Here is a 10,471-nt window from a genome sequence, read left to right on the forward strand (position 1 = left end):
GCGCGGCCGCCGCTTTGTTCCCGGTGCGCAGAACATTCGTGGCGCCGATATTGCCCGATCCGATCTTGCGCAGGTTGCCCAACCCCATCAGGCGCGCGACAAGCATACCGAAGGGGATGGACCCCATCAGGTATCCGATCGCGGCCCAGATGATCAGTTGGGTCGTCGTGCTGTCGAGAGGGGGCATCAGGGTCTCCGGTAGATTTCTTTGCCTGCAACGTAGGTTGCGGTGACCTTACCCTGCATCCGCTGCCCGTCAAACGGCGTGTTCTGCGATTTCGATTTCAGCGTGAACCGGTCCAGCACGAAGGGCACATCCGGGTTAAACAGCACCAGATCAGCCGGGGCGCCCGCGCTCAGGCGGCCGCAGTCCAGCCCCAGTCGTTTCGCCGGGTTCAGCGCCATGGCCCGGAACAGGGTCGGAAGGTCCAGTTGATCGGCATGATACAGGCGCAGCGCAGCCGGCAGCAGGGTTTCCAACGCCACCGCGCCCGAGGCCGCCTCTTCGAACGGCAACCGTTTGCTTTCCTCGTCCTGCGGCGTGTGCATCGAACTGATCGTGTCGATCAGGCCGGAGCGCACGGCCTCGATCACCGCCTGCCGGTCATCCTCGGAGCGCAGCGGCGGCTTGACCTTGAAGAAGGTGCGATAGTCCGCCACGTCCAGTTCGTTCAGTGTCAGGTGATGGATCGAGGTGCCGGCGGTGATGTCCAGCCCGTTGCGCTTGGCCCGCTCCAGCGCGGGCAGGGCGCGGGCCGTGGTGATCTGATCGGCGTGATAGGCGGCGCCGGTCATTTCCAGCAAGGCGATGTCGCGGTCCAGCCCCATGCGTTCGGCCATAGGCGAAACGGCCGGCAGACCGCGCAAGGCGGCGAACTTGCCGCTGGTGGCGGCGGCCCCGCGGCTCAGGCCAGGGTCCTGCGGGTGGGCGATGACCAGCGCGCCGCAGGCCTTGGCATAGGTCAGCGCGCGGGAAAACACCTTGGTATCGGCCACCACATGGTCGCAGTCGGTAAAGGCCACCGCACCCGCATCCATCAGAAACCCGATCTCGGTCATTTCGCGCCCGTCGCGGCCCTTGGTCAGGGCGGCCATGGGCAGCACGTTTACGGGCGTGTCAGCCTGGGCGCGGCGGGTGACGAATTCGAGCGTTTCCGGCGTGTCGATCGCAGGCAGGGTGTCGGGTCGGGTGACCATTGTGGTCACGCCACCGGCTGCGGCGGCAAGGCCCGCGGATTTGTAGCTTTCCTTGTGTCGCTCGCCCGGCTCGCAGACCTTGACGCCGATATCGACGATGCCGGGGGCCAGACACTGGCCGCCGCAATCAATCATCTGCGCGTCCGCTGCGGGCGCCGAACCGCCCCCGCTGGCCACGATCCGTCCATCGGCCACGTGCAGCCAGCCCAGCGCGTCGGTTCCGGCTTCGGGGTCGATAAGGCGGGCGTTGGTGAAGATCAGGTTGGTCATGCCATTGCCCTTTCAATCGCAGCTTTGGTGGCGGCCGGGTCGGTCTGGTACTTTATCAGGTGCTTGTCGCCGCCCTTGGTGACGATCTGCACGAAGCTGCCCATGATATTCACGGCCGCGATCTGCTTCAGCGGCACGCTGCGTCCGCCGGGGCCGGTCAGGGTGGTGTTGGTCATCTGCCAGTTGGTCGCCAGTTCCTCCGACGCCAGGTACCACGCCCGGACGCCCACCGCCGCCAGACCGGCCGGGGCGCCGGTCCAGACATAGGGATTGCCGATCAGCCACAGCACGAACATCGCGCCCGCCATCGCGCCCGCGGCCAGCCAGGCGTTGGTGCGGACATAGGCGCCCTTGTCCGGCGCAAAGATCACAGGATCAGCCACAGAGCACCTCCGATGACCAGCAGTATGATCAGGGCAAGTATGGCCGATCCCGTCTGGCGGGGTTGCTCGCTCGAAACCGGGTTCGGCGCGGCCGAGTACGGTCTCGCGCTTTCGGTCGCGATAGCGCCGCCGGTCCAGTTCGTGGCCTCTTCGGTGTAAAGGCCGATCAGGCGCAGGCGCGGGTCGGGGTCCAATGTGACCGCGCGCCCACCCAGAGCGGCGCTGCGCAGCACCAGAACCCAGCCGTCGACCGACTCCAGCTTGGCCCAGTCCAGCTGGTCCTCGGAGACGCCGCAGCCCTCGCTGAGATAGCCGTAGAGGCCCAGATCCTCGAGGTCGGACACCGGAAAGACGTCGATCTGCTTGGGGTCCAGCCCCGAGACCCCAAGGACCTGATCTGCCGCGCCGGGTTCGCGCAGGAACTTCGCCTCTTCGGGGCGCATGTCCAGCGCGAACAGGCGGATCACGCCGCGCTCGCCAGCGGATAGGGTCAGATCTCTCATGCCGCCTCCTTTAAGTTGCGGGCCAGCAACTCCATCGCGGCCATGCGCACGGCGACGCCCATCTCGACCTGTTCCTGGATGACCGAGCGGTTGATGTCATCGGCCAGCGTCCCGTCGATCTCGACGCCGCGGTTCATCGGGCCGGGATGCATCACGATGGCGTCCGGCTTGGCCAGCGCCAGCTTGGCGGCGTCCAGGCCATAGCGGTGATAGTATTCCCGTTCCGACGGGATGAACCCACCATCCATCCGCTCTTTCTGAAGGCGCAGCATCATCACAACGTCCACGTCGCGCAGGCCTTCAGTCATGTCGTCATAGATCTCGGCCCCGAATTCGGCGAATTGCGCGGGCACCAGCGTCGGTGGGCCGATCAGGCGGATGCGGTTTTCCATCTTGCCCAGCAGGATCAGGTTTGACCGCGCCACGCGGGAATGGGCGACATCCCCGCAGATCGCCACGTTCAACCGGTGCAGCCGCCCCTTGGCCCGGCGGATGGTCAGCGCATCCAGCAGCGCCTGCGTTGGGTGTTCGTGCCGCCCGTCACCGGCGTTCAGCACCGCGCAGTTGACCTTCTGGGCCAGCAGATCCACCGCGCCCGAATGCGGATGCCGCACCACCAGCAGGTCGGGATGCATCGCGTTCAGCGTCATCGCCGTGTCGATCAGGGTCTCGCCCTTTTTGATCGAGCTGGCCTGCATCGCCATGTTCATCACATCCGCGCCCAGACGCTTGCCCGCCAGTTCGAAACTGGCCTGCGTGCGGGTCGAGTTCTCGAAGAACATGTTGATCTGGGTCAGCCCCGCCAGAACGTCCGAGTGCTTGGCCGATTGCCGGTTTAGATCGACGTATTTTTCGGCCAGGTCCAGAATGGCGGTGATGTCGGATTGGGACAGATGCTCGATGCCAAGTAGGTGACGATGGGCGAAACGCATGGGCCGGGCTCCTGTCTGACAGTCGCGCCGCTTATAGAAAGCACAGCGCGTCGGGGCAACTGGACTCAGTCCCCATCGGGTAGTTTCTCGCATCCGCCTTCGGGCAGGCACCGCTCGCCGGGTTTGCACCACTTGCCGTATCCGCAATCGATGGCCTTTCTGGGCACGCAGCCTTGATTGGCCGAGCATTTGAACCCGGTGCGGCATTGCGATCCGGTCTCTTCGCACAGGTACCAGCCGGGGCGGGTGCAACCTCCGCCGGGCAGGCAGGTCGAGCCGGGTGCGCAGGTCCGCCCGTCGTCGCAGGGCGTTGCCGGTTTCGGTGAGGGGTCGAAGTCTGGCGAACTGCGCTCGCATTCGCCGCGCCCGTTGCAAAAGGTCCCGCCCGGGCAATCCAGCCGCGAGGCGCATTTGTTCGCCCCTGCCGGTGCACATCGGGTGCCCCCGGCCACGCATTTCTCGAACGGTCCGCAGGACCGCCCGCCGCCGCAATAGGTGCCCCCGGCCTGAATGCAGAACCCGTCAAAGCTGCAGCGTTGGCCGACCGAGCAGCATTTCAGACCGCACTGGAACTGGCCCGCGCGGCATTGTCCGCGATCATCTAGAAACGACTGGGCCAAGGCCGTGCCTATCGGCAGGACGAACAGGGCAATCAACAGGAGTTTCAGCATTCGGACCATGACAGGGCCATGGTCGGTCGGGCAACGGGTCAAGGCAAGGCCAATTCGCTTTCCCTTCTCGCAAAGCTGGTTAGATTGATGAGCATGGAATCGGCCCTTGATCCTCTTACCGCGCGCGCCCTGCTGGAATGGCAGGTCGAACTGGGTGTGACCGACGCGATCGTCGACACCCCGATCGATCGCTATGCCCTGCCGGACACGACGCCCAAGGCGCGGAAACCTGCTACGCCTCAGGCCGCGCCGCAGAAGCCGGTTGCGCTGGACCCGGTGGCCGAGGCGAAAAAGTCGGCTGCGGCCGCATCGTCTCTGGATCAACTGCGCGCGGCGATGGAGGCGTTCGCTCATTGCGACCTGAAGCGCGGCGCGCGGCACCTGGTCTTTGCCGACGGCACCGCCGGTGCTCCTGTCATGATCGTCGGCGAGGCTCCGGGTCGTGATGAGGATCGCGTGGGCAAGCCATTCGTCGGCCGCGCCGGGCAGTTGCTGGATCGGATGCTGGCCGCGATCGATATGGACCGCGCCCAAAACGTCTACATCACCAATGTCCTGCCTTGGCGCCCGCCGCAAAACAGGGACCCTCGGCCGGACGAGATTGCCATGATGCAGCCGTTTCTGGAGCGGCACGTAGCCCTGGCCAAGCCGAAGGTTCTGGTGGTGATGGGCAACATCAGCTGTCAGGCAGTACTGGGCAAACGCGGCATCACGCGGCTGCGCGGTCAGTGGGATCAGGCGCTGAACCTGCCGGTCCTGCCGATGCTGCACCCGGCCTATCTGTTGCGCCAACCCCATGCCAAGCGTCAGGCCTGGGCCGATCTGTTGGAACTGCGCGCGTTTCTGGAGGGCAATAGATGAAGATACTGGCCTTTTCCGACCTGCACTTGGCCCGCAACAGGGCGGCCGAACTGGTAGCGGCCAGCGCGGACACGGATCTGGTGATCGGGGCTGGAGATTACTGCAACGGGCGGCAAGGGCTGGATCAGGCGATGGAGATGCTGTCGGGCATTTCAGCGCCAATGGTGCTGGTGCCCGGCAATGCCGAAAGCGCCGAGGAACTGGCCCGGGCCGCGCCGGACGGCGTGCATGTGCTGCACGGGTCGGGCATGACGTTGGACGGCGTTGAACTGTTCGGGCTGGGCTATGGCGTGCCGGTCACGCCCTTCGGAGACTGGTCCTGCGATCTGACCGAGGCCGAGGCCGAAGAACTGCTGAACCGCTGCGACGGGGCCGATATCCTGATCACCCATTCGCCGCCTAAATCCTGCGGGGATGTCACATCGCAGGGACTGTCCGTCGGCTCGGTCGCGGTGCGCGATGCGATCGAACGGATTCAGCCCGAATTCAACTTTTGCGGGCATATCCACGACAGCTGGGGCGCACGCGGCAGGATCGGCCGCACGCAGGTGGCCAACCTGGGCCCCAAGGTCAACTGGTTCGAGGTCGAGACATGATTGAAGCCACCACGCTGCTGGCATTCGTTCCGGCGGCCCTGGCGCTGAACCTCACGCCCGGGGCCGACATGATGTTTTGTTTTGGGCAGGGCCTGCGTTCGGGCGCGCGCCCGGCGGTCGTGGCCAGCGCCGGGGTGTCGGCGGGTCTGATGGTGCATGTTCTGCTGGCCGGGCTGGGCCTGGGCGCAGCAGTTGCGGCGCTGCCATGGTTGTTCGACGTGATCCGCTGGATGGGCGTCGGGTATCTGCTGTATCTGGCCTGGGGCGCGATCCGCAACGGGGCGATCTTGGCCGAGACACCGGCCCGGCCCACGCGTTTCGCCTTTCGCGACGGGATGCTGGTGAACCTGACCAACCCCAAGGTGATCCTGTTCGTGCTGGCCTTCATCCCGCAATTTGTCTCGCCCGACAGCGGGTCGGTCCTGCTGCAGTTCCTGACGTTGGGCGCGATCATCGCCGTCGGCGGGCTGGTGGTAAACGGCTTGGTTGGGGCCTTTGCCGGCGGAGCCGGGCGGGTGCTGGTCTCCAGCCCGCGCGCCTCGCGCATTCTGGGCTGGGTCAGCGGCGGCGTCTTCACGGCGCTCGCGGTGCGGCTGGCCGTCATGGAAAGGACCTGAACCCATGTCCCGCATCGACGAAACGATCGAGTTCATCCCTGTCCGCATCGCCGTTCTGACCGTGTCGGACACCCGTTCCATGGCCGAGGACCGGTCAGGCCAGACGCTGGTCGACCGGATCGAACGCGCCGGTCACATCCTGGCCGACCGCAAGATCATCCGGGACGAACGCGACCAGATCGCCGACCAGCTGCGCGCCTGGGTCGCCGACCCCCGGATCGACGTGGTCATCTCGACCGGCGGAACGGGGCTGACCGGGCGCGACGTCACGGTCGAGGCCCATCGCGATGTCTACGAAAAGGAAATCGAGGCCTTCGGAACCGTTTTCACCCTGATCTCGATGGAAAAGATCGGCACCTCGGCGGTGCAGTCGCGGGCTACGGGCGGCGTGGCGGGCGGGACCTATCTGTTCGCCTTGCCGGGCAGCCCCGGTGCCTGCAAGGATGCGTGGGACGGGATCCTCGAAAAACAGCTGGATTACCGCCACCGCCCCTGCAATTTCGTGGAAATCATGCCCAGATTGGACGAACACCTGCGACGGAAGTAGACTGGTCGTGCGTTTCAGGTGGGTTAACTGCCTTGTGGCTTGGCATTTTTTGCTGTCAGGCTACGTTCGTGTGCATGGCAGCCTGCTGCGACCGGAGTGAATGATCGATGCGATTTCTGCGGCAAAGCCTTGTCGGTATCTTTCTGGCGTCGCTGATGTTGGCGTTGCTGCTGGTGGCCGCGCAACTGATCACCGGTGCCGTGCAAGAGGTGATGACCCGCGATTCCGACCCGCCGCCCCCGCGCGAACGGGTATTCGCCGTCACCGTGCAAAAGGCCGAGGTGACGACGGCCACCCCGTATCTCGAGGCTTTCGGACAGGTCCAGAGCCGCCGCCGGCTGGAGTTGCGGGCTGCGCTTGGCGGGCGAGTGATCAGCCTGGCGGAGAATTTCGAAGAGGGCGGCGAAGTCCGCGCCGGCGAGGTTCTGGTGCAACTGGACCCCGCCGATGCCTTGGCCGCGCTGGAACGGGCGCGCTCGGATCTGCTGGATGCGCAGTTCGAACAGCGCGACGCGGAACGCGCGCTGCTTTTGGCGCAGGACGAACTACGCGCCGCGCAGGCGCAATCCGACCTGCGCGAACGGGCCTTGCAACGCCAGAAGGATCTGCTGGAGCGCGGGGTCGGGGCAACGGCCAGCGTCGAAGAGGCGGAACTGGCCGCCGCCTCGGCCCGCCAGACGGTTCTGTCGCGCCGGATCGCGCTGGCCCAGGCCGAGTCGCGGGTCGATCAGGCGACCACGCTGCTGGCGCGCGCCCAGATCGCGTTGGACTCGGCCGAACGCGATGTCGATGACATGACGATCCGGGCCGGGTTCGACGGCACGCTTTCGGGTGTGTCGCTGGTCGAGGGCGGGCTGGTGACCGCGAACGAAAAGCTGGCCGAACTGGTGGATCCGCAGGCGCTCGAGGTCGCGTTCCGGGTGTCCACCGCGCAATATGTGCGCCTGCTGGACGAGCGGGGCGCGCTGATCACGGCGCCGGTCACGGTCTCGCTCGAGGTGACGGGGACCGATCTGGTCGCCACCGGACGCATCAGCCGTGACAGCGGCTCGGCTGGCGAAGGCCAGACCGGGCGTTTGATCTTTGCGCGGCTGGATCAGACGACGGGGTTCAAGCCGGGCGATTTCGTCACCGTCTCGGTGCAGGAACAGCCGTTGGAAAACGTGGTGCGCCTGCCGGCCTCGGCGCTGGATGCGCAGGGCACGGTGCTTGTGCTCGAGGGCGAGGACCGCCTTGCGGTTCTACCCGTCGAGCTGGTGCGCCGACAGGGTGACGCGGTTCTGTTGCGCGGGGCGGGCCTTGCCGGGCGCGAAGTGGTGGTGGCGCGCACGCCGCTGCTAGGCGCCGGTGTCCGGGTGCGCCCCGTCCGCATCGAGGACAGCGCGGCCGCCGACCCCGACATGGTCGAGCTTAGCGACGAACAGCGCGCGCGGCTGGTGGCCCAAGTCGAGGCCAGTGAGCGTATGCCGCAAGAGGTCAAGACCCGGGTGCTGAACCAGTTGGCCGCCTCGAAGGTGCCTGCGTCACTGGTGCAGCGCCTGGAAACCCGGACGGGGGGCTAGCGCGATGATGCGCGGGATCCCGGATGCGGCCGGCGGCCTGCTGAGCTATTTCACCCGGCACCGGACCGTGGCCAACCTTTTGCTGGTGGTGATGCTGGTCCTTGGGGCGGCCGCGGCCCCGAACATGCGGGCGCAGTTCTTTCCCGATGTCGTGATGCAATGGGTGGAAATCGACGTCGAATGGGACGGCGCCGGTCCCGAGGACATGGACAGTGGCATCGTCCAGATCCTAGAACCCGCGCTAAAGGGGATCGATGGCGTCGCCACCACCGAAGCGACTTCGCGCGAGGGAACCGCGACCATCGCCCTGGAATTCGAACCGAACTGGGACATGGCCCGCGCGATCGAAGACGTGCGCACCGCCATCGACAGCGTCACCAACCTGCCCGAGGACGCCGAAGAGCCCTCGATCCGGCGGTCAGCATGGAGCGATCGGGTGACGGATGTGGTCATCACCGGCCCCGTTGAGGCCGAGCAGCTGGCCCGGCTAACGGACGAGTTGATCAACCGCCTGTTCGCGGCCGGCGTGACCCGTACCACGATCCGGGGGCTGGCCGCACCCCGCATCGTGGTCGAGGTTCCCACCGCGCAGTTGATGGCCCGCGACATCACGATGTCCGAGATCGCCGCCGCCATTGCCGCCGAAGTCACCGTCAACCCCGCGGGCGATGTGTCTGGGGCCAATGCCCGGATCCGCACCGGGATCGAAAAGCGCAGCCCCGAACAGATCGAGGGCATCGTGCTGCGCAACTATCCCGATGGGTCCAAGCTGGTGGTGCGCGACGTGGCGCGAATCCGGCTCGAGGGGGTGACCCGTAACCGCAGCTATTTCGTGGGCGAGAACCCGGCCATGTCGATCCGCGTGGACCGGTCGAACCTGGGCGACGCGATCGGCATTCAGCACACGGTCGAAGACGTGGTGGCCGAGATGCAGGCCACCCTGCCCGAAGGCATCACGATCGACCTGATCCGTACCCGCGCGCAGGCCATCACCGACCGGCTGGACATCCTGATCGACAACGGCCTGATGGGGCTGGGCCTGGTGGTGGGCCTGCTGTTTCTGTTCCTGAACGCCCGCATTGCCTTCTGGGTGGCCGCAGGCATTCCGGTGGCCATGTCGGCTGCCATCGCCTTGATGTATATCGGCGGGCTGTCGATCAACATGGTCTCGTTGTTCGGGTTGATCATCACGCTGGGCATCGTGGTCGATGACGCGATCGTCGTGGGCGAACATGCCGATTTCCGCGCCCGCCGCCTGGGCGAGCCACCGGTGGTTGCCGCTGAACGCGCGGCCCGGCACATGGCGATGCCAGTCCTTGCTGCCACCGTCACGACGGTGATCGCCTTTTTCGGCCTGACCGTTATCGGCGGCCGGTTCGGCGAGCTGATCCGCGACATTCCCTTTACCGTGATCGCGGTGCTGGCCGCCTCGCTGGTCGAATGCTTTTTGATCCTGCCCAACCACATGTCCCACGCCATTGCGCATTCGGCGAAGGAACACTGGTACGACTGGCCCAACCGGGTGGTGAACCGGGGCTTTCGCTGGGTGCGCGACCATCTGTTCCGCCCGCTGGTCGCCTGGGCCATCTGGGCGCGTTATGTGGTGGTGGCGCTGATGGTCGCCATCTTGGCCAGCCAGATCGCGCTGTTCATCCGGGGCGACGTGACCTGGCGGTTCTTCAACGCCCCCGAGCGCGGCTCGGTGACCGGCAATTTCATCATGGCCGAGGGCGCCACCCGCGCGGATACCTTGGAAATGATGCACATGCTGCAGCGCGCGACCGAGGAACTGGGCCGGATCTACGAAGAACGCCATGGCCGCAACCCCATCGACTATGTTCTGGCCGAGGTCGGCGGCAGCGCCGGCTATGGCCTGTCGGCCGCGCAGGGCAAGGACAGCGATCTACTGGGTGGCATCTCGATCGAATTGATCGACGCCGACCTGCGCCCCTATTCCAGTTTCGAATTCGTGGGCGAGCTGCAGGAATTCGCGCCGCGCCACCCAAAGGTCGAGTTGCTCAGCTTCCGGGGCTGGCGTTCGGGTCCAGGGGGCGATGCGATCGACGTACAGTTCTATGGCGCCGACGTGAGCACGTTGAAGGCTGCGTCCGAGGCGCTGCAAGCCGAGCTGTCGAAATACCCCGAGGTTTCGGCGCTTGAAGACAACCTGGCCTATGACAAGGAAGAGTTCATTCTGGATCTGACGGCCCAGGGCGAGGCGCTGGGCTTTCGCATCGAGACCCTGGGCCGGGTGTTGCGCAACCGCCTGAACGGGATCGAGGCCGCGACCTTCCCTGACGGACCCCGCAGTGCCGAGATCCGGGTCGAGCTG

General features: G+C 65.9%; 12 protein-coding genes. 6 read left to right on the plus strand and 6 right to left on the minus strand.

Features of this window, described 5'->3' with window-relative positions; translation table 11 throughout:
* The 6 genes from AC2FM3_RS17285 to AC2FM3_RS17310 all read right to left on the minus strand — a co-directional run.
* Positions 1-187 (minus strand): glycerol-3-phosphate acyltransferase (locus AC2FM3_RS17285; protein ID WP_496684322.1); only part of this gene is annotated, 187 nt, incomplete at its 3' end.
* The gene (gene pyrC / locus AC2FM3_RS17290) at positions 187-1,467 is read right to left on the minus strand and encodes a dihydroorotase (protein ID WP_496684325.1); all 1,281 of its coding nucleotides are present in this window, start codon (positions 1,465-1,467) and stop codon (positions 187-189) included. The genes AC2FM3_RS17285 and pyrC, both read right to left, overlap by 1 nt.
* Positions 1,464-1,850, minus strand: coding sequence for a hypothetical protein (locus AC2FM3_RS17295; RefSeq protein ID WP_496684328.1), 387 nt, complete (start codon positions 1,848-1,850; stop codon positions 1,464-1,466). Before AC2FM3_RS17295 ends, pyrC begins: the two co-directional genes overlap by 4 nt.
* Positions 1,835-2,353, minus strand: coding sequence for a hypothetical protein (locus tag AC2FM3_RS17300; RefSeq protein WP_496684331.1), 519 nt, complete (start codon positions 2,351-2,353; stop codon positions 1,835-1,837). The genes AC2FM3_RS17295 and AC2FM3_RS17300 overlap by 16 nt, the downstream gene beginning before the upstream one ends.
* A complete protein-coding gene (locus AC2FM3_RS17305) occupies positions 2,350-3,285 on the minus strand; it encodes an aspartate carbamoyltransferase catalytic subunit (RefSeq protein WP_005979082.1) in 936 nt (311 codons plus the stop codon). Before AC2FM3_RS17305 ends, AC2FM3_RS17300 begins: the two co-directional genes overlap by 4 nt.
* 65 nt (positions 3,286-3,350) lie before the next feature.
* Complete coding sequence (locus AC2FM3_RS17310) at positions 3,351-3,956, minus strand: scavenger receptor class F, member 2 (RefSeq protein ID WP_496684334.1); 606 nt, start codon at positions 3,954-3,956, stop codon at positions 3,351-3,353.
* Positions 3,957-4,049: 93 nt separating this feature from the next.
* Between AC2FM3_RS17310 and AC2FM3_RS17315 the strand changes: the two genes are divergently transcribed.
* The 6 genes from AC2FM3_RS17315 to AC2FM3_RS17340 form a co-directional block, all read left to right on the plus strand.
* On the plus strand, positions 4,050-4,817 hold the full coding sequence (locus tag AC2FM3_RS17315; protein WP_496684337.1) for a uracil-DNA glycosylase: 768 nt from the start codon (positions 4,050-4,052) through the stop codon (positions 4,815-4,817).
* Entirely contained in the window at positions 4,814-5,413 is a 600-nt protein-coding gene (locus AC2FM3_RS17320) for a metallophosphoesterase family protein (protein WP_496684340.1), read from the plus strand. The genes AC2FM3_RS17315 and AC2FM3_RS17320 overlap by 4 nt, the downstream gene beginning before the upstream one ends.
* The gene (locus tag AC2FM3_RS17325; RefSeq protein WP_496684343.1) at positions 5,410-6,030 is read left to right on the plus strand and encodes a LysE family translocator; all 621 of its coding nucleotides are present in this window, start codon (positions 5,410-5,412) and stop codon (positions 6,028-6,030) included. Before AC2FM3_RS17320 ends, AC2FM3_RS17325 begins: the two co-directional genes overlap by 4 nt.
* 4 nt (positions 6,031-6,034) lie before the next feature.
* Positions 6,035-6,577 (plus strand): molybdenum cofactor biosynthesis protein B, encoded by a 543-nt coding sequence (gene moaB / locus AC2FM3_RS17330; protein ID WP_496684345.1) that lies wholly within the window; start codon positions 6,035-6,037, stop codon positions 6,575-6,577.
* Between the two features lie 107 nt (positions 6,578-6,684).
* Positions 6,685-8,139, plus strand: coding sequence for an efflux RND transporter periplasmic adaptor subunit (locus AC2FM3_RS17335; RefSeq protein WP_496684348.1), 1,455 nt, complete (start codon positions 6,685-6,687; stop codon positions 8,137-8,139).
* 4 nt (positions 8,140-8,143) lie between these two features.
* A partial coding sequence (locus tag AC2FM3_RS17340) for an efflux RND transporter permease subunit (protein ID WP_496684351.1) occupies positions 8,144-10,471 on the plus strand: 2,328 nt, incomplete at its 3' end.

The organism is Ruegeria sp. BHSB172, assembly GCF_059613165.1.

Bases quoted from the DNA above. Each gene is read 5' to 3' on its own strand.
- pyrC (WP_496684325.1), bottom strand. From the start codon at position 1,467: ATGACCAACCTGATCTTCACCAACGCCCGCCTTATCGACCCCGAAGCC.
- AC2FM3_RS17300 (WP_496684331.1), bottom strand. From the start codon at position 2,353: ATGAGAGATCTGACCCTATCCGCTGGCGAGCGCGGCGTGATCCGCCTG.
- AC2FM3_RS17305 (WP_005979082.1), bottom strand. From the start codon at position 3,285: ATGCGTTTCGCCCATCGTCACCTACTTGGCATCGAGCATCTGTCCCAA.
- AC2FM3_RS17310 (WP_496684334.1), bottom strand. From the start codon at position 3,956: ATGCTGAAACTCCTGTTGATTGCCCTGTTCGTCCTGCCGATAGGCACG.
- AC2FM3_RS17315 (WP_496684337.1), top strand. From the start codon at position 4,050: ATGGAATCGGCCCTTGATCCTCTTACCGCGCGCGCCCTGCTGGAATGG.
- AC2FM3_RS17320 (WP_496684340.1), top strand. From the start codon at position 4,814: ATGAAGATACTGGCCTTTTCCGACCTGCACTTGGCCCGCAACAGGGCG.
- AC2FM3_RS17325 (WP_496684343.1), top strand. From the start codon at position 5,410: ATGATTGAAGCCACCACGCTGCTGGCATTCGTTCCGGCGGCCCTGGCG.
- moaB (WP_496684345.1), top strand. From the start codon at position 6,035: ATGTCCCGCATCGACGAAACGATCGAGTTCATCCCTGTCCGCATCGCC.
- AC2FM3_RS17335 (WP_496684348.1), top strand. From the start codon at position 6,685: ATGCGATTTCTGCGGCAAAGCCTTGTCGGTATCTTTCTGGCGTCGCTG.